The organism is Sorangium sp. So ce128, assembly GCF_051525245.1.
Taxonomy (GTDB): Bacteria; Myxococcota_A; Polyangia; order Polyangiales; family Polyangiaceae; genus Sorangium; species Sorangium cellulosum_B.
In genome coordinates, this window is record NZ_CP150313.1 from 5401655 (window position 1) to 5424464 (window position 22810).

Genomic DNA, 22810 nt, shown 5'->3' on the forward strand with positions numbered 1-22810 from the left:
GCCGCCCGCGCATTCGCGTGGCAAACGCCGACGCCGCGCGCGGCGCGGCGGACGCTCGAGCGACCCAAGAGCGGCGGTCACCCGCACAGGAGACGGGCCCAGCTCGGCGTTTTCTGCGCGGAAGCGTACTCACGTACGCTGAGCACAGAAAACGTCGAGATGGGCCCGTATCCGAAGCGGGCGACCGCCGCTCTAGAGCTTCATCGCCTTTTTGAAGCGCTTCGCGTCGGCGAACATGTCGACGTTCGTGAACACGTACGTCGCGTCGTCGTGCTTCGCGCCGCGCGCGATCTCCGCGAGCCGCTCGATCGCCGGATCCTCGTAGCGCGACTTGTGCCCCGCGGGACCGTGCAGGCGGTAGTAGGCCACCTTCAGCCGCGAGAGCCCCGCGTTCAGCGGATCGCGCGCGGCGAGCGCGCCGACCTCCTGGGTGAGCTCGTCGCACTCGTCCAGATCCCACCCGGGCGGAGGCTCGAAGACGACGCGCTCGAAGCGCTTCTTCACGTTGAGGAGGAAGTCGCGCAGGATGGCCTTGTTCGCGCGCGTCGGCGTGAACTCCGGGGGGCCGACGAAGACGGCGAGCTTCGCCTCGAGCTCATCCGCGACCGCCTCGATGCTCTTGAGCGCCGTCTCGATGACCTTGCCGTCCCGAAAACCCTCCTGCCCTATCTCGCGCGGACCGAGCAGGGCGAAGCGAAAGCCGCCTGGAGCTTCGCGCCGCCAGCGCCGGATCGTTCCAGGTCCCGGGAGGGACACATGGGTCTCCTGCACCTCCACGAACATGAACTCGCGGAAATAGCGCGTCGCTGGGACGGGAAAACCGGCGCAGCCGACGGTAATCATCGTCCCCACCCTAGCCCACGCGCGCGCTGGCGAGAAGCCAGACCGATGGATTTCTCGATCGGCTCGCCTGGGCGCCCAAACGATGACGCGGGGGCGCGAGGACGTAGTGGATGCCCGCTCACTCCTCCCTCCCCCTCGCGTCCCCCTCGCGCTGCGGCGCCGCTGGCTCGGAGCACGGGCGCGCAGGAGCGCCGTCGACCGCACCCGCGCCAGCGGCTTGCCCGAACGGCAGCGCGAGCGCCGCGGCGCTGCGATCGACCTTGCGCTGCAGGCGGGCCCGGCGGCGGGCCTGCGCGGGCTCGGGCTCCGCGGTGCCCTGGTCGGCCAGCTCGAGGGCGCGGGCGAAGGAGCGCACGTGGTGCTCGTAGAGCTTCGCGAGCTCGAGGCGCACCGAGGGATCGTCGATCTCGGCCGCGAGGGCCTCGTAGTCCGCGAGCGCCCGCGCCTTGTCCCCGCGCGCCTTGGCGATGTCGCCGCGCGCCCGCCGCGCGACCGCGCCGCCGCCGCGCTCGACGGCCGCGTCCGCGAGCTCGGCCGCGCGCTCGAGCGCGCCCGCCCGCCGCAGCGTCGCGGCCGCCCCGGCGAGATCGCCGGCGGCGAGGCTGCCGAGCGGCTCGCCGTAGAGGCCGACCAGCGCGACCATCGCGAGGACGTCGGCGGCGTTGTGCTCGACGACGCCGAGCAGCGCCTCCTCGTCGCCGGTGCGCAGGAAGTGGGCGTAGCACGCGACGATCTCGCCGCCGGGCACGTCGCCGACGCGCACCCGGCCGAGCACGTCGTGCTCGAGGGCGATGAGGGTGCGGCTCTTCAGGCGGGCCTTGTGGATGCGGCGCGCGACGTGGACGAGATCGAGGTGCGGCAGCTCCGGCGGCGGCGGCAGGCGGTTCATCACGTAGCGCGTGCGCAGGAGCGGCATGTCGAACGCCTTGCCGTTGTACGTGACGATCATCGAGGCGTCGGCGAGGCGCTCGGCGAGGCGGCGCAGGATGGGCTCCTCCTCGCCGAGGCGGCGCAGGAGGAGCTGCTCCATGACGAAGCCGTCGGACGGAGGCTCGCCGAGCGGCCCCGCGCTGTCCGCCCCGGGGTCGAACCAGGCGAGGCCGATCAGGAACGGCACGGTGCCCGTGCCACCTGCGAGGCCCGTGGTCTCCGTATCGAGGAACAGCGCCCGCCGCACGTCGCAGCCGGCGAGCGCCGGATCGAGCGAGAGGAGCGCGAGCATGGCCGGGTCGGCGTCGCGCGCGGCGACGAGCGGCGCGCGGCCGACGCGGGCCGCCGCGAGCGAGCGGGTGCGGCTCGCATAGAGCGGCCCCCCGGGCGTCTGCTCGACATGGAAGGGGAGCTCGCCGCGCGCGGGATCGGCCCTGGGGGTCGGCGGCGCGCCCCGGGCGACGATGCGGGAGATGCGCTCGCGCAGATCATCGAGCGACGGTCGAGCGACGCCCGTCGAGGGCGATGCAGGCGCCGCGGCCGGCGCCGCGTCGGTCGGAGCCGGCGCCGCGGCCGCCAGTGCGGGAGGAGCCTCGGAGGGGCCGACGCCGTCCACGGCGGGACCGCGATCGAGCGACGCCTGCGCGACGGCGAGCGGCGCGGCGCCGCGCCGCTCCGCCGGGAGCGGTCCGAGCCGCGCGAGCTTCGACTTGAACGACGTCATCGGCCGGTCGCGAGGTTTCCACGCCGGGCACTGCGCATCAAGTCAGTGATCCAGCGGATGCCGCGTCAGGGATCCTGGCCCGATTTCTGGCGCGCGGCGCTGGGGCCGACGCCGAGCTTCGCCCGGATCGAGGCGAGCACCTCGTCGGCTTGCCGCTCGGTCGCGGCGCGATCGCCGGAGTTCTCGATGACGTAGTCGGCCATCGCGACCTTGCTGGCGAGCGGGAGCTGCGCGGCGAGCCGGGCGCGCACGTGGTGTTCGGTCGCGCCGTCCCGCGCCATCGCGCGGGCGATCTGGACCGCCTCGGGCACAGCGACCACGACGAGCGGGCGGAACGCATCGGCGACCCCGTTCTCGACGAGGAGCGCCGCCTCGTAGCAGGCCAGCGGCTCACCCTGCGCCTGGAGCTCGGCGGCGCGCTCCAGCGTGAGCGCCGTGATGCGCGGGTGCACGATCGCGTTCAGCTGGCGGCGCTTGTCCGGATCGGCGAACACCACCGCTGCGACACGCGCGCGATCGAGCGAGCCGTCCGGCGAGACCACCTCCGGGCCCAAGGCGCGCACCACCTCGTCGAGCCCCTCGGTACCCTTCGCCACCACCTCGCGGGCGAGCGCGTCGGCGTCGATGACCGGAAGCCCCCGCGCGCGAAAATGGGCCGCCACCGTGCTCTTGCCGGATCCCAGGCCGCCGGTGAGCCCGAACAGGACGATCCCCATGGCCGCCTCAGCCCCCTCCCTGGAGCGACCGGCACGCCTCTCCGCTTCCTGATCTCGACCCAGCATCACAACGCATTGCGTCAAAACCTACCTTTGTCGTGATGCGGTCGAGCGCGGCCGGCGTCGGAAGAAGGTGCGACCTGCGCCGGCGCCCACGTCTGCCCGGAGCGCCTGCCCGCCTCGTGACCACCACGACCCGAGCCTACCTCGAAGGGGGGTCTGCGACCGTCGAGTTTCCTCGCCGTCGGCGCTTAAGAAGTCCGCTTCTCCGGGAATGCAACTACCATAACGGGGTGGTGGCAAAGATCGATGACCGGCCGGAGTCGAGCCTGCACGCCGCGTTCGATCGCTCGGACGCGCACCGCGGCTCGCCGGACAAGCAGCTCGCGTCGTGGCTGTCCGAGCTCGACGTCGGCGTGATCGAAGTCGACGCCGAGCAGCGCGTGGTGCGCGTCAACGGGGCAGCGGAGCGGCTGACCGGCTGGTCGATCGTCGAGGCGCGCGGCGCGCTGCTCGATCGCGTGCTCCGGCTGATCCCGGCGGCGGGGACGACGAGCGGAGATCCGGACATCGACGTCGGAGAGATGACGGAGCTGTTCGACGAGGGCGCGCCGGCGAAGGCCGCCGCGCCGCCCGCGCTCACGCCGCGGCGCGAGCCGGTGGCGCCGCTCGCGCCGGTGATCATCGACGAGGGCGCGCTGCGCACGCCGGGCGCGCCGCTCGCCGCGCCCGAGGCAGCTGCGGCGAGTAGACCGACGTCCGCGCGGTACACCGCGCTGCTCGAGCGCCGCGACGGCTCGGTCATCCCCGTCGTCCACACGATCGGCACGCTCACGGGGCGGCCCACGCGCGAGAGCCAGCGCGACTCGAGGCCGCCGCCCGCCCCCGGGCAGCTCATCCTCTTCCGCGAGCTCGGCGCGCCGGGGCCCTTGCCGATCCACCCGGCCAAGCCCCGCTACGACGCGCTGACGCGGCTCCTCGATCGGTACGCGATCATCGATCGCATCGAGGAGGCGCTGAACGACTGCAGGGCGAACAACACGCCGTACGCGCTCTGCTACATCGATCTGGATCGCTTCCGGCTCGTGAACGCCACGTGCGGGCACGAGGCGGGCGACGATCTGCTCCAGTGGGTCGCGACACGCGTGCACGAGATCGTCGGCCCGAAGGACGCGGCCGGGCGGATCGGCGGCGACGAGTTCGTCCTCTTGCTCGCGGACAAGAGCGAGCGGGAAGCGGAGCGGATCGCGCGCGACCTGCAGATCTGCCTGCTCGAGTTCCGGTTCGGGTGGGCGGAGAAGACGTTCTCGATCGGCGCGAGCATCGGGCTCGTCGTGCTGACCCCGCACTTCGAGCGGGCCGTCGACGTGCTCGGCGCCGCCGATCACGCGTGCCGCATCGCGAAGGAGAACGGGCGCGGGAGGCTGCAGGTCTACCTCGACGACCAGCAGATGACGACGAGCCGGCGCTCGATGCAGTGGGTCGCGAGCCTGCAGCGCCACCTCGCCGAGGGGCGGCTCCGGCTCTACTCGCAGGGCATCCACCCGCTCATCAAGCCGGGCGCGGCGCACACGCCCCACGGCGCGCACTTCGAGGTGCTCGTGCGGCAGCTCGGCGAGGACGGCCGGTTCTATTCGCCGGTCGGCATCATCCAGGCGGCGGAGCAGAGCGGCTTGATCCACGTGATCGATCGCTACGTCGCGCGCCAGGCGTTCCGGCTCATCGGCGCGCTGCCGCAGCACGCGCTGAGGCGCCTCGACACGTGCTCGATCAACCTGTCGGGCGTCTCGCTGCTGCGCGAGGGCCTGCTCGACTTCCTCGTCGAGCAACTGCACCGGGCGCAGGTGCCGCCGAGCAAGATCTGCTTCGAGATCACGGAGACGGCGGCGCTCGCCAACCTCGGCGAGGTGCTGTGGTTCATGCAGGAGCTCGGCGCCATGGGGTGCCGGTTCGCGATCGACGACTTCGGCAGCGGGCACGCGTCGTACGGCTACCTGGAGAGCCTGCCGGTCGACTACGTCAAGATCGACGGCATGTTCGTGCGCGATCTGAAGGACAACTCGCTCCACCGCGCGATCGTGGAGTCGGTGCACCGCATCGGCGACACGCTCGGCATCAAGACCGTCGCCGAGCAGGTGGAGAACCAGGAGATCGCCGATCTGCTCACGTCGATGGGCATCCACTACGCGCAGGGGTGGCACTTCGACAAGCCGCAGCCGCTCGTGGACCTCTGCGGGTCGCTGCGCGCCCAGGGCGAGCCGAGCATCCCGGACGCGACCGGCTCGCCGGAAGGCCGCTGACGCGATCGCGGCGGGAGCCCGGCCGGGCCCGCCGCGCGATCCGCTGGATCTTCCCTAGAAAAGAAGCGCTGACGACGTCGTGAGCGTGACGCCGGCGGCCTGCATCTCGGCGAGCGCGGCGGCGACCCCGGCCTCGGTGATGCCGGCGACTGCGTCGGTCAGGAGCACCGTGCTGTAGCCGCGCTGGGCGAGGCCGAGGGCTGCGGCGCGGACGCAGTAGTCGGTCGCCACGCCGTAGACCACGAGCTCCGGCGCGTCGCCGAGCGCCGCTGCGAGCTCGCGCAGGAACGCCTCGGCGAGCGGGTTCGCGAAGAGGCTGTAGACCTCCTTCTCGAAGTAGACGGCGTGGCTCCTGCGCGCCGCGAGCTCGCGCACCGCCGCGTCGATCGGCGCGCGCTCCACGTTGGGGAGGAAGCGGTAGCGCGGCGGCAGCGTCCCCTCGACCTTCAGCCAGCCCGGCGTCCCCTTCACGCAGTGGTCGGGGAAGCCCGGCTTGCCGCCCTCGGGGGCCGGCGTGTCGTTCGACGCGAACTCCCACGCGTCCCACGCGTGCGAGTCGACCGAGCCGACGATGGGGATCCCGTGCGCGACGGCGTGCTCGGTGAGCCTCCGAAACAGCGCGTTCGGCGAGCCCTTCACGTACAGCGCGCCGGTCTCCTCACAGAAGTCCCGCTGCACGTCGACGTCGACGAACACCCTCGGGGGCGAAGATTGTCGGGGCCATTTACCGCTCGCCATGTCGTCGTCTCCTGTCGTGGGGGGCGCGCGGCCTCTCGCGGCCGCGCACGCCAGGGGTCTCGCTCGCTACCGCTGTCCTGCGCCAGAGGCGACGCGGGCGCGCACCGCCTCCACGAGCGCGCCGAGCCGCGGCGACACGTCGGCCGCGAAGGGCGCGCCCTGCTCGGGCTCGTCGTCGATGGAGAGGAGCGCGTCCGGGAGCCCGGCGAGCTGCGCGCGCGCGCGCAGCCGGACGGCGTCGAGCCCCTCGGGCGGCGCGACCCGGGCGCCGCGCGCCATCACGGGCACGAGCAGCGGCTCGGCGTCGGGGCTCATCGGCTCGGCCTCGAGCGAGATCACGTCGCGGGCGAGCTTCCCCGATCGATCGCGGAAGCGGTGCACCTGGTGCGCGCCGGGCAGGGTCGCCTTCCCTTCCGAGAACTTCGCGATGGGCGTGCGCTCTCCGCCCGCGCCCCGCTCGACGTCGCCGATCTCCACGAGCTTGTAGACGCCGCCCAGCGCCGGGGCGTCGATCGACGTCACGAGGTCCGTCCCGACGCCGTAGAGATCGATCGGCGCCCCGGCGCGCCGGAGCTCGGCGATGCGGTGCTCGTTCAGATCGCCCGAGGCGACGATCTTCGCCGACGTGCAGCCTGCGTCGTCGAGGATCCTGCGCACGGCCACGCTGAGCGCGGCGAGGTCGCCGGAGTCGAGCCGGACCCCCTTCAGCTTGTTGCGCGCGATCGCCGCGGCGCGCGCCGCGCCGACGAGCGTGTCGTAGGTGTCGACGAGCAGGATCGCCGCGCTCGGGAAGACGGCGACGTAGGCCTCGAACGCGGCCTGCTCCGTCGGGTGAGCCATGGTCCACATGTGCGCGGCCGTCCCGAGCACAGGGATGCCGAAGCGCATCCCGGCCTCGACGTTGGAGGTGCCGACACAGCCGACCGCGTACGCGGCCCGCGCAGCGTCGATCGCCGCCTCCGGGTGTGCCCTGCGGCTGCCGAACTCGATGACCCCCGCGTCGCCGGCGGCCAGGACGACGCGCGCGGCCTTCGACGCGATCGCGGTGGCGTGGTTGATGGCGGACAGGGCGAACGTCTCGATGAGCTGCGCCTCGATGAGCGGCGCCGTGACGCGCAGGACCGGCTCGTTCGCGAAGAACGCGGTCCCCTCGGGGATGGCCCAGACGTCGCCGTGGAAGCGGAAGTCCCGCAGGTAGCCGCAGAACGCCGGCGTCATCGCGTCCGCGAGGGCGGGCAGCGCGCTCAGGTAGGCGATCTGCTCCTCGGTGAAGCGGAGCTCCTCGAGGTAGCGCATGACCCGCGCGAGCCCCATCGCGACAAGGAAGCGCCGGTGCCGGGGCAGCCGCCGCACGAAGAGCTCGCACGTCGCGACGCGCGAGGCCATGCCGCGGTGGAAATAGCCCGCCGCCATGGTCAGCTGGTAGAGATCGGTGTGCAGCGCGTCCACAGATCATGGCTAGAGACGCTGGACGTACGGGTCAACCGGAAGATCGCGTCGCGTGAGGCGGTGTGCCGGCCATCCTCACGATCGCTCCCCGGGCCGCCGCGGGCAGCCCCCCGCGACGGCCGCGGCTGGACTAAGCTCCGCGGCCATGGCGGCGAAGATCCTGGACGGCAAGGCGATCGCGCAGAAGGTCCGCGACGAGGTGCGGGAGGGGGTGGCGCGCTTCGTGGCCGCCCACGGTCGGCCCCCCGGCCTCGAGGTGGTGCTCGTCGGTGAGGACCCGGCCAGCGTGACGCACACGCGGAGCAAGGAGCGGATGTCGAACGAGGTCGGCATTCGAGGACGGCTCCGCGCGCTCCCGGCCGCGACGACCGAGGCCGAGCTGCTCGCCTGCGTCGCGGAGCTCGACGCGGACGACACCGTCGACGGGATCCTCGTCCAGCTGCCGCTGCCGGCGCACATCCGCGCGCACGCCGTGCTCGACGCCATCGATCCCGCGAAGGACGTCGACGGCCTCCACCCGGTCAACGCAGGGCTGCTCGCGATGGGCCGCCCGGGCGGCATCGCGCCGTGCACGCCGGTCGGCTGCATGCGCCTGCTCGCCGAGGCGGGCGTCGAGCTCGCCGGCGCCCGCGCGGTGGTGGTGGGGCGGAGCAACCTCGTCGGCAGGCCGATGGCGCAGCTGCTGCTCGCGCGGCACGCGACGGTCGCGATCGCCCACACGCGCACGCGCGATCTGAAGGCGCTCTGCCGCGAGGCCGACGTCCTCGTGGCGGCGGCGGGCAAGGCGAAGCTCATCGGCGGCGACTGGATCAAGGAAGGGGCCACGGTGATCGACGTCGGCATGAACCGCGACGACGCGGGCAAGCTGGTGGGCGACGTCGATTTCGACGCCGTCAGGGAGCGGGCCGCCTGGATCACGCCGGTGCCCGGCGGCGTCGGCCCCATGACGATCGCCTCGCTGCTCGAGACGACGCTGCGCGCCGCGGAAGCGCGCGTCGCGAAGCGGTAGCGATGGCCGTGACGAGGGGGCTCGCGCCCGCGCCGCACCCCGACGCCGACGCGGAGGACGCCTCCGCCGCCGAGCGCGCCGCGGCGTTCGTCGCGCGCGAGACGGCCGTCGCCTGCCCGCCGTTCGTCCCCGAGGTCAAGCTCCACCTGGCGACCGAGGTCACGCCGCTCTGGCACGCGACCGAGGCGGCGCTCACGCGCGCGGGCGTGCCGCCGCCGTACTGGGCGTTCGCGTGGGCGGGCGGGCAGGCGCTCGCGCGGTACCTCCTCGATCATCCCGCGACGGTCTCTGGCAAGCGCGTCCTCGACCTCGCCTCCGGCGGCGGAGTCGTCGCGATCGCCGCGGTGCTCGCCGGCGCCGCGCGCGTGAGCGCCGCCGACATCGATCCGTTCGCCGCGGCGGCGCTCCGGCTGAACGCGGCCCTGAACGGCGTCACCGTCGACGTGATCACCGAGGACCTCACGGCGAGCGCCGCGACGGCCGCGTGGGACGTCATCGTGGCGGGCGACGTCTGCTACGAGCGCGCGATGGTCGACCGCGTGCTCCCGTGGCTGCGCCGAGAGGCCGCGCGCACCACCGCGGTGATCGTCGGCGATCCCGGGCGCGCCTATTGCCCCTCGGAGGCGGTCGAGGAGCTCGCGCGGTACCAGGTCCCCACGTCGCTCGACCTCGAAGGCCGCGAGCAGCGCGAGACGCGGGTGCTGCGGCTGCTGCCGCGCCGTTCGGGCCGCGAGTGGAGGCAGCCCGGCCGGTAGGCGGCGTCCGGAGGCGCGGCGCCTCACGGGCCGAGGCGCCGCCTACTCCGCGCCGAGCCGTCCTCCGTTCAGCCGGCGCACGTGCCCCCCGGTCGCCGCCGCGAAGGCCGCGTCGTTCGTCGTGAGGAGCGTCGCCTTCCCCTCCGCGCGGCGCTGCTCGATGAGCTCCAGCACCGTGCGCGCCCCCTCGGCGTCCAGCCCGTTGGTCGGCTCGTCGATCACGAGCAGCCAAGGATCGCCCACCAGCGCCGCGAGAACGAGCGCGCGCTTGCGCTGACCGAACGACAGGCCGGAGAGCCGCTGCCGGTAGAAGGCGGCCGCGCCGAGCCGCTCGATCCACGCGCGCCACGCGCCGTCGAGCGGCGGCGCCTGCTTGAGCGCGCGCACGAGGGCGCAGAGCTCCGCGACCTGGAGATCGGGCAGCGCCTCGGTCGCGTCGGGCGCGTAGCCGAGCCGGCGCCGCGCCGAGGCCGCGGCGCCGTGGACGGCCTCCCCCGAGAGCGTCACGGCGCCGCGATCGGGCTCCAGCAACCCGACGACGACCCGCAGCAAGGTCGATTTGCCGGCGCCGTTTTCGCCCATCACGACCGCCACCTCCGAAGGTCCGCAGCGCAGTTCGACGCCCGAGAGCACGTCCCTGCCCGAGAGCCGCTTGTGGATCCCCGTCGCCTCCAGCGTCACAGCGCCCTCCCCTCTCCTGCCGCCGCGCCGCGCCCGCGACCCGGCGAGAGCCAGCGCGCGCCGGCGGGCCCCGCGAGCAGCGCGGCCGCCGGAGCGAAGGCCGCGAGCGCGAGATCACCCAGCGTCCACGCGGCCGCGATCGACGCCGCGATCGCCGCGAGCACCGAGAGCAGCACCCGGCTGCTGTCGCGGCCGTCCTGCCGCACGGACCACCGGACGCAACCGAGCGCGATCGCGGCGAGGAGCAGCCCCGCGAGCCCCGCGCCACCGACCAGGCGCAACGTCACCGAGGGGGCCGCGCCGGTGAGCGCGCCGACCACCGCGCCGTGCCCGAGCGCGAGCGCGACGAGCGGCGCGGCCACCGCCGCGGCGACGGCGCCCGCGCGGAGCCCGGCCGCCGTGCCGCACGCGTCGAGGAGCCACGCGAGCCGCCGCTCCTCGCGCAGGACCGGACCGGAGAGGCCAGCGCCCGCGCAGAGCACGACCGGCGCGAGCGCGACGAGCGACGCCGCGGCGAGCGACCCGCCGCCGAACCGCCCGCTGTTCCGGGCCCAGGCCGCCGCGGCGAGCGCGCCGATCGCCGCGAGGGCGAGGCCCCGCACGAGCACCGCGCGGTGGCCACGGACGAGCGCCGCCAGGTAGGCGAGCGCGAGCGCGACGAGCGCAGGCGCCGCCGATGGAATCATCGAGCGCTCGCGGCCGGCGGGGATCTCTGGCGCGCGGGCGACGGCCGCGCGCAGCCCGACGGCCAGCGCGGGCGCGGCGCACGCGAGCAGCACCGGCGCCGGGGCCCCGAGCGCGATGGCGCCCACGAGCAGCGCGAGGGCCGAGAGCTCGCGCGCGCCGCGCGGACGGGCGAGGAGCATGCAGCGCGCCGCGAGCGCCGCGGCGCCGGCGGCGCAGCCGGCGAGCGCGCCGGCGCCGACCGCCCAGAGCGCCACCCACGGGAGCTCGGCGACGGCGAGGAGCAGCGCGTGAGCCGAGAGCAGCTCGCGGCGCGGGACCGGCAGCGCGCGGAGAAAGAACGTCGCCGGAGCGCGGAGCAGCGCGCGCGCCGCCGGCGTCCCTACGAGCAACCACGCCCCCCACAGCGCGACCCGGAACAGGGGCGACTCGCCCGTGAGGCCCGTGAGCTGCGAGGGGTGCATCCCGTTGCCGCCGAACACGACCGCCGCGACGAGGCCCATGCCCATGTACAGCGGCATGGCGCGCGCGAAGGCGTCCTTCCCGGCCGTCGAGACCAGGACGCGCACGACGAGGGCGAAGCGGCGCAGCACGTCACGTGCTTGTACCCCACGGCGGGCCGGATGCTCCCCATCGGAAGCGCATGACGGGGCCGCTCCACGAGCCGATCGCGGAGAGGGAGCGGATCCCCTCGCCGCGTCGGTGTCCTGTTGCGATGGATCCGGACCGGAAGCGGCGGCCGCGCCGCCCCCTACCGCGCTGGCCAGCGCGGCGGTCGTCCCCGCCCGCGTGGCTGGTGTCGCGGAGCGCGCCGGAAGCAGTAGACTCGACCGGGTGAGCCGCTCCCCTGGGCGCCGTGGCCCCAACCCATCGCAGCTCTCGCTGTTCGGTGCAGCGCCGGAGCCCGCCGCTGCCGAGGCGGCGCGCGAGCGCGACGCGATGGCGGCGGTCTACGACGACGCCGCCCGTCTGGCGGCGCGGCTGCCGCCGGGGCTCCACCTCGGCACGAGCTCGTGGAGCTTCCCCGGCTGGCAGGGCCTCGTCTACGCCGCGCGGCAGAGCACGGAAGAGCTCGCGCGCGATGGCCTCGCCGAGTACGCCCGGCACCCGCTGCTCACGACGGTCGGAATCGACCGCAGCTTCTACGCCCCCGTCCCCGACAGCGACTTCCGCCGTTACGGAGCGCAGCTGCCGGACGGCTTCCGCTGCGTATCGAAGGCGCTGCACGCCGTCGTGTCCCAGACGCTGGAGCGATCGCAGACCCCGCCGAACGAGGACGAGGGGCGCGGCGCGGGCCCCCCTCGCCTCGAGCCGAACCCGGATTTCCTCTCGGTGCCGCTCTTCCTCTCGCGCGTCGCCGCGCCGCTGCTCACGGTGTTCCGGGCGCACGCGGGGCCGGTGCTGCTCGAGCTGCCCCCGGTCGGCCCGCCCCACCGGCTCCCGCCGCGCGCGTTCTTCGAGCGGCTCGACGCGTTCCTCGGCGCGCTGCCGCGCGAGCTCTCCTGCGCGGTCGAGCTCAGGGAGCGCGCCTATTTCACCGGCGAGTACCGGGAGATCCTTGGCGCGCGCGGCGTCGCCCACGCCTACAGCTACTGGCGCAACATGCCGTCTCCCGGGGCCCAGGCCGAGGTGGTGCCCGTCTCGAACGCCCCGTTCGCGGTCGTCCGGCTCTCGCTCAAGCCCGGTCGCCGCTACGAGGCGGAGAAGCGCCGGTTCCACCCGTTCAACCGGGTGGTCGAGCCGGATCCCGAGATGCGCGCGGAGGTCGCGCGGATCCTCTGCGAGGCCGCGGCGCTGCGCATCGAGAGCTTCACGCTCGTGAACAACAAGGCCGAGGGCTCGGCGCCCCTGACCGTGCGCGCCATCGCCGAGGAGGTCGCCGCGGCGTGGCGCGAGCCCACGGCGCCCACGACGACCGCCGGCGGGTGAGCCCGACCGGGGCAGGACGGAGCGGGCCGGCGCGACGCGCGCGCCAGCGCCGCGGAGAGGACAGGCTGGAAAGGGTCGCCGTGCGGGCAGCCTCGGGGCCGCGCGGCGCGCCCCTCCCCGCTACCGCGCGCGAAAAGGGCTCTCCTCGCCGTACCATTCGTGCAACACCTCGTGCGCCATGGCCCGAGCGCCGGCGCGCCGGCCGCGGCAGAGGACGCGCACAGCGCTTGGAGGTGCCCAGTGAAACGCAGTGAAGCTCCGGCCCGCGCCGATGTGGTCATCGTCGGCGCCGGCCACAACGGTCTCGTCGCCGCCGTCCTCCTCGCCCGCCGCGGGCTCGACGTGGTGGTGCTCGAGGAGAAGGACGCGGTCGGCGGCGCGGTGAAGACCGAGCACCCCTTCCAGAAGGCGCCGGGCCTCGGCGTCTCGAGCGGCGCCTACCTGCTCGGGCTCGCCCCCCCCGAGCTGCTCCGCGAGGTCGGCGTCGCCCTCCCCCTCCGGCGGCGCGATCCGCACTATTTCCTCCCGACCACGGACCGGCGCTACCTGCTCTTCGGCTCGGACCAGGCCGCGATGAAGCGGCAGTTCCTTGAGTTCTTCTCCCAGGACGACTGGGACGCGAACAGCGCGCTCCAGGCCGAGCTCGCCGCGCTCCGGGACGACATCGCCCCGACGTGGCTCGCGGAGCCGCTCTCCATCGAGGAGACGGCGGAGCGTTACGTGCGGCCCGCCCTCCGGCAGACGTTCGTGGCGCTCTGCCGGGGCACGATCTCCGACTACCTCGCGCGGTTCGGCTGGAAGAGCGATCTCCTCAAGGCGATGTACGCCGTGACCGACGCCTTCTCGGGGCTCGCGGGCGGCTTCGAGTCGCCCGGCACCGGCATGAACTTCCTCATTCACAACATGTGCCGCCTCCCCGGCGCCGACGGGACCTGGATGATCGTCGAGGGCGGCATGGGCACGATCTCCCGCCTCTTCGCCGAGAAGGCGAGGGCCGAGGGCGCGACGATCGTCACCGGCGCGCGCGTCGCGCGGATCGAGGCGTCCGGGGGCGCCGTCTCCGGCGTGCTCCTCGAGGACGGCGCGCGCATCGCCGCGAAGGTGGTCGTCTCGAACGCCGATCCGTACCGCACCCGCGCGCTCGCCGGCGAGGCGGCGATCGGGGCCTCGCTCTCGGCGCGGCTCGACGCGCTCGCGAAGGACGGCGCGACGCTCAAGGTCAACATGGCGCTGACCGGCCTGCCCACGTTCAGCTGCCTCCCGGAGGATCGCGGGCAGTTCGGGCCGACGATCCACCTCCTGCCCGACGAGGACGTCGTGATGGACACGCTGCGGCAGGCCCACCGCGACGCGATGAGCGGGCGCCTCCCGGAGTTCCCCGCGATCGAGTGGTACTTCCACACGCCGATCGACCCGAGCCTGCGCGACGCGGAGGGCCACCACAACGCGGCGCTCTTCGTGCAGTGGGTGCCCTACGCGCTCGCGGGCGGCGAGACGTGGGACGAGGCCGCGCCGCGCTACGTGAAGCACCTCCTCTCGATCTGCGATCGCTTCGCGCCTGGGATGAGCGACCTCGTGCTGGAGACGTTCACGCTGGCGCCGCCGGACATCGAGCGGCACTTCGGGATCACGAAGGGGCACATCCACCACATCGACAACAGCTTCGGCTTCGCCGATCGCGTACCCTACCGGTTCGGGCTCGCCGGGCTCTACTCGTGCAGCGCGGGGACGCACCCGGCCGGGTCGGTCATCGGCGCGGCTGGGCACAACGCAGCGAAGGCCGCGCTCGCCGACCTCGGGAGATGAAGTGGCACCTCGTGGCGATGGGAGCCCTCGCCGTGGTGGCCGGATGCAGCAGGGAGCCGCCGTCTCCAGACGGCCCGCCGGGCGCGCCGGCGATCAGCGAGGCGGAGGTGATCCTGCGCGAGCACCTGGAGCGACATCATCCATCCATCCGGCCTGGCACTCCGGAGTATGGCGTCTTCATCAAGGACGTCCTCTGGGGTGTCTACCCGGAGCTGTCCGAGCACCGGAAGGCGGATGAGATCCGCAGGTTTGCGACCGAGTACGTGAATCGCGCCGACGCACCGGCGCGGTGAAGCTCGCCCCTCCCTGGTCGCAGGGACTTCTCCACCCACGTGCTCACCCGGACGCGCGCGCGACCGTCCCCTTCGCCGTCACCACCGCGCGCTCGAGCGGGGCGCCGGCGCCGAGGACCACCTGCGCGCCCGGCCAGACCACACACCCGCGCGCCGCGCCCGCCCCCTCGACCCGCGCCCCCGCCCCGACGACGCTGCCCGCCACGTCCACGCCTTCGGCGACGGACGCCCCCGGGCCGACGTAGCTCCGCAAGCCGCGCTGCGAGAGCCAGCGCGCGCTCGCCGCCAGGTACGCGGCCAGCGTTCCGATGTCGTGCCACACGGCGGGCGCCGCGAACGTCGCGAGCGAGCGCCCCTCGCGCAGCCACGGCAGGTACACGTCCCCCACCATGCACCCGCGCGGCGGCAGCCTTCGCCGGAGCGCCCCGCCGACCACGTGCACGCCCACGAAATCGCCGCCCGCGACCTCGTCGCCGAAGCGCTCGCCGCGGAGCCGCACCACCTCGCCCCGCGCGCCGACGCCGACCGTCCCCTCCCCGGCCGGCCGCGGCGCGACAGCGAGCGTCGCGCCCGCGCCGTGATGGCCGTGCGCCGCCGAGAGCGCCGCCACGTCGAGATCGATCAGGATGTCGCCGTTCCAGAGGACCACGTCGCCCTCGCCGAGCGCGCCCGCCGCGTTCGCGAGGCCCCCGGCGGTGCCGAGGGGCTCCGGCTCGTGCAGGACCTCGACGGGCACCGGGAACGCCGCGAGCAGATCGCGCGAGAATCGCTCCGCGAGGTGGGACTTGTTCACCGCGACGCGAACGACGCCGCCCGCGGCGAGCCGCTCGGCGATGTGCGCGATGAGCGGCCGATCGCCGAGCCACAGGAGCGGCTTCGGCATCTCGTCCGTGAGCGGGCGGAGCCGGGTCCCGAGCCCCGCCGCGAGGATCATGGCAGCGGCCATGGCCGCGAGGATCGCCCCTTCACGGGGAACGTTCAAGAAATCGAGGTCGCCACGGCGCGACCGCGCAGCCGCGCGACGGCGCCAGCGGAGATCGCGGCCATCGGCCCGATCCCTCGTTCAGCTCACTCCCCCCGCTCGGGCAGCCCCCGCGCCGCGCGCTCGAGCAGCTCGTGCCCCGTCGCGTCCCCCTCCTCGATGTGCGCGACACCGATGCGGAGGGTCATCCGGAAGGGCGTCGTGGCCGCTCGCCGGAAGCGGTGCTGGCGCACCTTCTCACCGAGCACCTTCGCGAACGCGGATGCCCGCGTCCGGCCGATCCCGGGGCAGACGATCGCGAGGGTGTCGCGGCGGTAGCGCCCGAGCAGCCCGCCTTCCGGCACGTAGATCCTGACGATGCGCGCGAGATCGCCGAGGATGCGATCGACCCCGGCTCGGCCCTGCGTCTCCTCGACGCCCTGGAGCCCCTCCACGCTGAGCAGCAGCAGCGAGAGCCTCCTCGTCCGCTGCTCCCTGGCGCGCTGCACCTCCTTTTTCAGGAAGGCCCGGAGCCGCTCCTCGTGGACGACCGCGGCGAGGTCCTCGTCGCGCTGGCGTGACTCGCCGGCCTTGGGCCCTGGCTCCGGAGGCTTTGGCCCGGGGTCCGACGGCGAGCTGGCGCGCCGGTCGTCCGCGTCGACCCCGCGGGCCTCGACCCCGCGGCGGGACGACGGCGGCGGGTTCGTGGGCCGCTCGGGCGGGGGCGGCGTCGACGGGGCGGGCGCGCCGAGCGCCTCCGCCATCAGCGTGACGGCCGCCGTGGCGCGCTCGAAGCGGTCCTTCGGGTCGATCGCGGTCGCCTGCTGGAACCACGCGTCGAAGGCGGGCGGCAGCCGGATGCTGCTGCGGCGCCGCGCGGCGCGGGCGCTCGGAGGCTCGGGCAACCCCGCCACCATCCGCTGGAGGAGCGCGTAGACCGACGGCAGCACGTTGGCCTCGGTCAGCCAGTACGGGCTGCCCACGAGCAGCGCGAAGGCGACATGCGCGAGCGCATGGATGTCGGTCTTCGGCCCGACGGCGACGTCGCCGCGGATCTGCTCGGGCGCCATGTAGAGGGGCGTCCCGACCATTGCCGTGCGGTCCGCCATGCTGCGGTGCGCCACGACCTTCGCCAGCCCAAAATCAAGGACCTTCACGCAAGGGGAGCCGTCGTCCCGCCTCGTCAGGAAGAGGTTTGCCGGCTTGAGGTCCCGGTGGACGATGGCGGCCGCGTGCATCTTGTCGAGCGCGCGCGCGACCTGGCCCAGGTAGAGCACCACCTCGGCCGGCGGCAGCGGGCCCCGGCGCGCCGACAGGCTCGCGAGCTCCTCGCCCTGGAGCAGGTCCATGACGAGGAACGGCATCCCCGAGTCGGCGTCGATGCCGGCATCGGAGATGTGAACGATGTGGTCGCTCTCGATCCCGCCCGTGATCTTGGCTTCCTGGGCGAACCGGGCGCGCTGGGCCGGGTCCTGGATGGAGCCGGGGAGCATCACCTTGAGCGCTCGGCGGCGGTCCGTGACCACGTCCACGACCTCGTACACCGCCCCCATCCCGCCCGTCTTGATGGGGCGCACGACGCGGTACCGCCCATGGAAAGGCGTGTCGGGTCGGAGCTGCGCGAGGCTCGGCGGATCCATAGGGTGATCGCGGCCCTGGGAGCATAGATCGGACCGGGCCTTGTCCGGTCGCCGTTCGCGCCCCCCGAGGTGGGGTGGGCAGCTGGTGTGTGCCGGAAAACTCGACGCCTCCGGCGGCCGCGTGGTAGCTCCGCCGGGTGGGTTTCTCTGCGCTCGCCGTCCTCTCCGCCGCGAGGCGGAGCTCCGCGCCCTGGGCCGCGGCCGCGTTGCTCGGCCTCGGCGCCGTGACCCTGATCACAGCGCCGAGCTGCGGCAACGACGCTGTGGGCGTCGACGCCTGCCGGCGGATCGAGCAGGCCCGGTGCGAGGCGGCCGCCGTGTGCCCGGAGTGGATCGGCTCCGGGGACGCCGAAGAGCGGGTGAACACCTGCGTCGAGTTCTACTGGGACCAGTGCCTGCACGGCTTCGAGAGCGGCGCCGGCGGCGGCCAGACCGTGGCAGAGCCGACGCCCCTCCAGGTCGATGACTGCGTTGCCGCCGTCGGCGAGGCGCGCGCCTGCGCCAGCGCCAAGGTCGCGTCCATGGCGGAGTGCTCTGCGGCGCCGCTCGCCGCGGGCGTGGACCACGCGATCACCCCCTGCAAGGTGATCACCACGCAGGCGGAGGCGCTCGAGGCCTGCGCGTTCGTCGCCGCCCCGAACAGCGGCGGCGCCGGCAGCGGCAGCTCTGGCAACGCGGGCAGCGGCGGCTCCGGCGGCGGCAGCGCGGGCAACGGCGGCGGCAGCGATGGCTCCGGCGGCAGCGGCGGCAGCGGCGGCAGCGGCGGCTCCGGCGGCGGCAGCGCGGGCAACGGCGGCTCCGGCGGGTCCTAATACAGCTGCGGAAGGAGCCTGCGCTGACGCGATGAGCGGCGACAGCGTGCCCGCGGCGCTCCATCGACGTGGAGATGCGTTGCGGGGTCGGTTCCCGTAGAGAGCGGGCGCCGGCAGCTTCCGCGAGCTCATCACCGCCTCGCGAGCGCGAGCGGCGCATCGGGCAGCTCGCCCGCGAGCGCCGCCTCCGCCGGCGCCTCCTCTCGCGGGCTTCGCTCGGCCGCGCGCCGTGCCCGGCGCCGCGCCCGCGCAGCTGGGCCGCGTTTCATGTGGCGCCGTTCCCCGGCTTGGACTAGTGCCCCCTGCCGATGGGCCGAGCTCGAGCTGGTTTCGGAACGTTGTTCGCTGCGGATCACGCGCGCAGGCGCTCCCCGCGACCCCGGGCTGGCCGGTGCGCCCTGGCGCTCGCCGTCCTCGCGCTCACGGCCTGCGCCGACGGCTCCAACGGCGACGACGACCTGCAGCTCGGGACGTCGATGACCATCGACCCGCTCGCCTTCCTGGGCGACGTCCAGTGCTCGGGTTCGGACGAGCTGAAAGCCATCCGCAGCTACGTCGCCACGCTCACCGACAACAGCGCAGAGGGCGGGCCGTCCCCCCTCGCCTCGTCGCCGCCAATCTCCTGTGCGTGGAGCGTGTCGTTCACCTCCGTCGTCGAGGGGCACGAGTACACGGTCAGGATCGACGGCTACGGGGGGGAGTTCGCCGATGAGCTCACGCCCAAAGGTGGCGAGACCTCCGGAAACCCCGAAATGCTGCTCCCCAACGGTGACAAGGCCGACCCGATCTGGACGTGGGAGTGCCCCGACCCCGACGCCCCGGGCGGCGCCGGCTCGATCGTGGCGGAGAAGGACGTAGAAATCGTCGTCCGGACGTGCGCCAAGCCCACCCGCGTCGAGCCCTGACCCTTCCGGCGCCCCCGGTGTGTCGCCTCATGCTCCCACCGCGCCGTCCAGCTCCCCCGCCCAGGACGCTCCCGCGCTCTCGCTGCGCTGTCCGGCCCCCCTGATGCGCCCTCGCCGGACGCCTCGCGGCGTCCGGCGAGGAGCCGGCGGCAGGCCGCGATCCGCGACCGCGCGCGCGGTCAGGAACGCCCTCTGAGGCCGGCAAACCCTTTGCGCCGGCCTGCCCCTTGGAGTACCTGAACGCATCCGTCGCATCCCCTGAACAGCGTGGGTCATAGGGCGGGCGGCGAAGGCCGGACTCCACCTCGTCGTTCGAGGCCAGGGCCGCTTCTGCTGCTCCGCTCGACGCTCGAGCCGCGCTGGGATGGGCATCTACGACGGGGGCCGAGCGCGCGCCGCGCCCGCCCCCCGCGCCTCGGGTGCAGGTCCCCCATGGAAGAGACGTCGAACATCCAGCAGAAGGTTCCGGTCAGCATCCAGGACGAGCTCCGGACGAGCTACCTCGACTACGCGATGAGCGTGATCATCGGCCGCGCGATCCCGGACGTGCGCGACGGCCTGAAGCCGGTGCACCGCCGGATCCTCTACTCGATGAACGAGCAGAAGATCGGCCCCACCGGCTCGCACAAGAAGTGCGCGCGCGTCGTCGGAGACGTCCTCGGCAAGTACCACCCGCACGGCGATCTCGCGGTCTACGACGCGCTCGTCCGGATGGGGCAGACCTTCAGCCTGCGCTACCCGCTCATCGACGGGCAGGGCAACTACGGCTCGGTCGACGGCGACTCGCCCGCGGCCATGCGGTACACGGAGTCGCGCCTGTCGCGGATGGCCGTCGAGCTGCTCGCCGATCTCGACAAGGACACGGTCGACTTCGTCCCGAACTACGACGACTCGGAGCTCGAGCCGAGCGTCCTGCCGGCGAAGTTCCCGCAGCTCCTGGTGAACGGATCCGGCGGCATCGCCGTCGGCATGGCGACGAACATCCCGCCGCACAACCTCGGCGAGATCATCGACGCGACGATCGCCATCATCCGCAACCCCGACATCACCCTGGAGGAGCTGCTCCACCTCGTCCCGGGCCCCGATTTCCCGACCGGCGGCCTCATCTACGGCAAGAGCGGGATCGTGCAGGCGTACACGACCGGCCGCGGCTCGATCACGATGCGCGGGCGCCACCAGGTCGAGAAGACGATGAAGGGCGACCGCGAGCAGATCGTCTTCACCGAGATCCCCTACCAGGTGAACAAGGCCCGGCTGGTCGCGAAGATCGCCGAATGCATGAAGGAGAAACGCATCGAGGGGATCAGCGAGGTGCGCGACGAGAGCGACCGCGAGGGGATGCGGATCGTCATCGAGCTGAAGAAGGACATCTTCCCGCAGGTGGTCGTCAACCAGCTCTACCGGCTGACGGACCTCCAGGCGACGTTCGGGGTCATCAACCTGTCGATCGCGAACGGGCGCCCCGCGGTGCTGAGCCTGAAGGACACGCTCTCGCACTTCATCGAGCACCGGCGTGAGGTCGTGACGCGGCGCTGTCGGTTCGAGCTCCGGCAGGCCGAGGCGCAGCGCGAGCTCGTCGAGGGGCTCGGGATGGCGACGAGCGACATCGATCGCATCGTCGCGACGATCCGGGCCTCGAGCGATCCGGACGACGCGCGGGAGAACCTGCAGAAGCTGCCGCTCCGGGGGCTCGGCGAGTTCCTCCGGCGCGCCGGCCGCCCGGAGCCCGAGTGCGCCGAGGCCGACGGCCGCGGCGACTACTTCCTGTCGGAGCGGCAGGCCAAGGCGATCCTCGAGATGCGGCTGTCGCGCCTGACCGGCCTCGAGCGGGAGAAGCTCGCGAAGGAGTACGGCGAGCTGTCGCAGACCATCGAGCGGCTCCGGGCGATCCTGGCCGACATGGGGCTGCTCATGAATGTGATCGTGATGGAGCTCGAGGAGATCAAGGAGCGCTTCGGCGACAAGCGGCGCACCGAGATCGTCCCGGCCGAGGCCGAGATCCAGATGGAGGACCTGATCCAGGAAGAGGACATGGTCGTGACCATCTCGCACGCCGGCTACCTGAAGCGGACGCCGACCTCGACGTACCGGGCGCAGCGCCGCGGCGGCAAGGGGATGGTGGGGATGGAGGCGCGCGAGGAGGACTGGGTGAGCCAGCTCTTCGTGGCGTCGACGCACTCGTACGTCTTCTTCTTCAGCGACAAGGGCAAGGTCTTCGTCAAGAAGGTCTACGAGATCCCGCAGGCGCCTCGGAACGCGAAGGGCCGGGCGATCGTGAACTTCGTCGGGATGGAGCCGGGGGAGAAGGTCGCGGCGATCACGCCGGTGCCGAGCTTCGACGGCGAGACGTTCGTGGTGACGCTGACCCGCCGCGGGCAGATCAAGAAGACGGCGCTCAACGAGTACGAGAACTACCGGGACAAGGGGATCATCGGCGTGCGGATCGAGGAGGGTGATCAGCTCTTCACGGCGGCGCTCACCGACGGCAAGCGCGAGCTCGTGATCGCGACGCGGAGCGGGATGAGCATCCGCTTCCCCGAGGACCAGGTGCGCCCGACGGGCCGCGCGACGATGGGCGTGAAGGGCATCGAGCTCGACGAGGGCGACGTGGTTGTGGGCCTCGGCGTGAGCGGCGACGGGCGCGACCGGGTGCTCGCGGTGTGCGAGCGCGGGTACGGCAAGCAGACGCCGCTCGAGGAGTTCCGGCTCCAGAGCCGCGGCGGCAAGGGCGTCATCCTCATCGACGCGAGCGAGCGGAACGGGCCGGTCGTGGGCGTCGCCATGGTGAGCCCGAGCGACGAGGTGCTGATCGTGACCGATCGCGGGCAGATGATCCGCACCAAGACGAGCGAGATCCGCGAGACGGGGCGCAACGCGCAGGGCGTGCGGATCATGCACGTCGGCCAGGACGAGCGGGTCGTCGCCGTCGAGGCCTTCGCGGCGGACGCGGCCGAGGCCGAGGAGGGCGGGTCGACGCCGCCGGGTGCGGGCGTGGACGGGACCAACGGGGTCGCGGATCACGCGGGCGGGAACGGGAGCAGCGAGGTCAACTAGACGTCGACCGCGCGCGGAGCTCGATGGCCGACGAGGGCCGCTAACTCGGTCACGTGCTCGTCGTGGGCGCCCATCGCCAGGAGCGCATCGGCGAGCTGCAGGACATACTCGACGTTCGAGCCGCTCGGGCCGTGCGACGCAAGCACCTGAGCGGCAATCTCGGGGAGCGGCGCAGCGCCCAGGTAGTCGGGATTATCCGGCGTGGCCAGGTACACGATGGCCGATCGGGCCGTGATCTCCGCGCGCACCGCCGCCCCGTCCTCAAGGTGGAGCGGCACGTCGTGGCGCGCATAGCCGCCCTTCTCGCGGTGGTCCAGCGCGCGAAGCACCTCGTCGAGCTCGGTCACGGCAACGCGATAGGCCATCCCCCAGCAGCGCGCGCCAGGGGCCGCGATGAGCGTAACCACCCGCCCAGGCGCCCCAGGGACGCCCCGATGATCGGTAGACCCCTGCCAGAAGCGGCGGGTCCACCCCGTGATGTACCCGGGCACCATCTGCTCGAAGCGGAAGGCAGGACGCCAGATCAACGAGCCGTAACCGAAGATCCACGTCTCGCGGTGCACGGGGCGATTGTACCAAAC

19 protein-coding genes are annotated in these 22810 nt (G+C 73.4%); 9 read left to right on the forward strand and 10 right to left on the reverse strand.

All coding sequences use genetic code 11. The features are described 5' to 3' along the window. Positions 1 to 192: 192 nt before the first annotated feature. From WME82_RS20540 to coaE, 3 genes are all read right to left on the reverse strand, one after another. Complete coding sequence (locus tag WME82_RS20540; protein WP_438044200.1) at positions 193 to 843, reverse strand: DUF72 domain-containing protein; 651 nt, start codon at positions 841 to 843, stop codon at positions 193 to 195. Positions 844 to 961: 118 nt separating this feature from the next. Next, on the reverse strand, positions 962 to 2497 hold the full coding sequence (locus WME82_RS20545) for a ribonuclease H-like domain-containing protein (RefSeq protein WP_438044201.1): 1536 nt from the start codon (positions 2495 to 2497) through the stop codon (positions 962 to 964). A gap of 65 nt (positions 2498 to 2562) precedes the next feature. Continuing rightward, on the reverse strand, positions 2563 to 3213 hold the full coding sequence (coaE, locus tag WME82_RS20550) for a dephospho-CoA kinase (RefSeq protein WP_438044202.1): 651 nt from the start codon (positions 3211 to 3213) through the stop codon (positions 2563 to 2565). 296 nt (positions 3214 to 3509) lie between these two features. Here coaE and WME82_RS20555 point away from each other — a divergent pair, with 296 nt between their 5' ends. Next, positions 3510 to 5513, forward strand: coding sequence for a putative bifunctional diguanylate cyclase/phosphodiesterase (locus WME82_RS20555; RefSeq protein ID WP_438044203.1), 2004 nt, complete (start codon positions 3510 to 3512; stop codon positions 5511 to 5513). Between the two features lie 54 nt (positions 5514 to 5567). Here WME82_RS20555 and WME82_RS20560 read toward each other — a convergent pair whose 3' ends face one another. Together WME82_RS20560 and WME82_RS20565 are read right to left on the reverse strand one after the other, a co-directional pair. Next, on the reverse strand, positions 5568 to 6251 hold the full coding sequence (locus WME82_RS20560) for a cysteine hydrolase family protein (protein ID WP_437747194.1): 684 nt from the start codon (positions 6249 to 6251) through the stop codon (positions 5568 to 5570). 66 nt (positions 6252 to 6317) lie between these two features. After that, positions 6318 to 7700: a nicotinate phosphoribosyltransferase gene (locus WME82_RS20565; protein ID WP_438044204.1), complete on the reverse strand. Its 1383-nt coding sequence runs from the start codon at positions 7698 to 7700 to the stop codon at positions 6318 to 6320. 145 nt (positions 7701 to 7845) lie between these two features. Here WME82_RS20565 and folD point away from each other — a divergent pair, with 145 nt between their 5' ends. Further along, positions 7846 to 8709 carry a bifunctional methylenetetrahydrofolate dehydrogenase/methenyltetrahydrofolate cyclohydrolase FolD gene (gene folD / locus WME82_RS20570; protein WP_437747196.1) on the forward strand — a complete coding sequence of 288 codons (864 nt, stop codon included), beginning with the start codon at positions 7846 to 7848 and terminating at the stop codon, positions 8707 to 8709. A gap of 2 nt (positions 8710 to 8711) precedes the next feature. Further along, the gene (locus tag WME82_RS20575; protein ID WP_438044205.1) at positions 8712 to 9464 is read left to right on the forward strand and encodes a class I SAM-dependent methyltransferase; all 753 of its coding nucleotides are present in this window, start codon (positions 8712 to 8714) and stop codon (positions 9462 to 9464) included. A gap of 42 nt (positions 9465 to 9506) precedes the next feature. On the opposite strand, the gene WME82_RS20580 is transcribed toward WME82_RS20575, so the two are convergent. Together WME82_RS20580 and WME82_RS20585 are read right to left on the reverse strand one after the other, a co-directional pair. Further along, positions 9507 to 10145, reverse strand: a complete 639-nt coding sequence (locus tag WME82_RS20580) for an ATP-binding cassette domain-containing protein (protein WP_438044206.1) — start codon at positions 10143 to 10145, stop codon at positions 9507 to 9509. Then, positions 10142 to 11422, reverse strand: coding sequence for a hypothetical protein (locus WME82_RS20585; protein ID WP_438044207.1), 1281 nt, complete (start codon positions 11420 to 11422; stop codon positions 10142 to 10144). The genes WME82_RS20580 and WME82_RS20585 overlap by 4 nt, the downstream gene beginning before the upstream one ends. A 241-nt stretch (positions 11423 to 11663) precedes the next feature. On the opposite strand from WME82_RS20585, the gene WME82_RS20590 reads away from it, so the two are divergent. The 3 genes from WME82_RS20590 to WME82_RS20600 all read left to right on the forward strand — a co-directional run bounded on the left by WME82_RS20590 (position 11664) and on the right by WME82_RS20600 (position 14857). After that, positions 11664 to 12758 carry a DUF72 domain-containing protein gene (locus WME82_RS20590; protein ID WP_438044208.1) on the forward strand — a complete coding sequence of 365 codons (1095 nt, stop codon included), beginning with the start codon at positions 11664 to 11666 and terminating at the stop codon, positions 12756 to 12758. A 240-nt stretch (positions 12759 to 12998) separates the two neighbouring features. Then, positions 12999 to 14564 (forward strand): phytoene desaturase family protein, encoded by a 1566-nt coding sequence (locus tag WME82_RS20595; protein WP_438044209.1) that lies wholly within the window; start codon positions 12999 to 13001, stop codon positions 14562 to 14564. Continuing rightward, a complete protein-coding gene (locus tag WME82_RS20600) occupies positions 14561 to 14857 on the forward strand; it encodes a hypothetical protein (RefSeq protein ID WP_438044210.1) in 297 nt (98 codons plus the stop codon). Before WME82_RS20595 ends, WME82_RS20600 begins: the two co-directional genes overlap by 4 nt. A gap of 43 nt (positions 14858 to 14900) precedes the next feature. Here the strand turns inward: WME82_RS20600 and WME82_RS20605 are convergent, their stop codons facing one another. Then, positions 14901 to 15839 (reverse strand): sugar phosphate nucleotidyltransferase, encoded by a 939-nt coding sequence (locus tag WME82_RS20605; RefSeq protein WP_438044211.1) that lies wholly within the window; start codon positions 15837 to 15839, stop codon positions 14901 to 14903. An 86-nt stretch (positions 15840 to 15925) separates the two neighbouring features. Beyond that, positions 15926 to 17458, reverse strand: a complete 1533-nt coding sequence (locus tag WME82_RS20610) for a protein kinase domain-containing protein (protein ID WP_438044212.1) — start codon at positions 17456 to 17458, stop codon at positions 15926 to 15928. A gap of 137 nt (positions 17459 to 17595) precedes the next feature. Between WME82_RS20610 and WME82_RS20615 the strand changes: the two genes are divergently transcribed. The 3 genes from WME82_RS20615 (at position 17596) to gyrA (ending at position 22229) form a co-directional block, all read left to right on the forward strand. Next, positions 17596 to 18270 (forward strand): hypothetical protein, encoded by a 675-nt coding sequence (locus tag WME82_RS20615; RefSeq protein WP_438044213.1) that lies wholly within the window; start codon positions 17596 to 17598, stop codon positions 18268 to 18270. Between the two features lie 338 nt (positions 18271 to 18608). After that, a complete protein-coding gene (locus tag WME82_RS20620; RefSeq protein WP_438044214.1) occupies positions 18609 to 19175 on the forward strand; it encodes a hypothetical protein in 567 nt (188 codons plus the stop codon). Positions 19176 to 19607: 432 nt separating this feature from the next. Next, the gene (gyrA, locus tag WME82_RS20625; protein ID WP_437873102.1) at positions 19608 to 22229 is read left to right on the forward strand and encodes a DNA gyrase subunit A; all 2622 of its coding nucleotides are present in this window, start codon (positions 19608 to 19610) and stop codon (positions 22227 to 22229) included. On the opposite strand, the gene WME82_RS20630 is transcribed toward gyrA, so the two are convergent. Then, a complete protein-coding gene (locus WME82_RS20630; RefSeq protein WP_438044215.1) occupies positions 22226 to 22792 on the reverse strand; it encodes a gamma-glutamylcyclotransferase in 567 nt (188 codons plus the stop codon). The genes gyrA and WME82_RS20630 overlap by 4 nt on opposite strands. Positions 22793 to 22810: the final 18 nt, after the last annotated feature.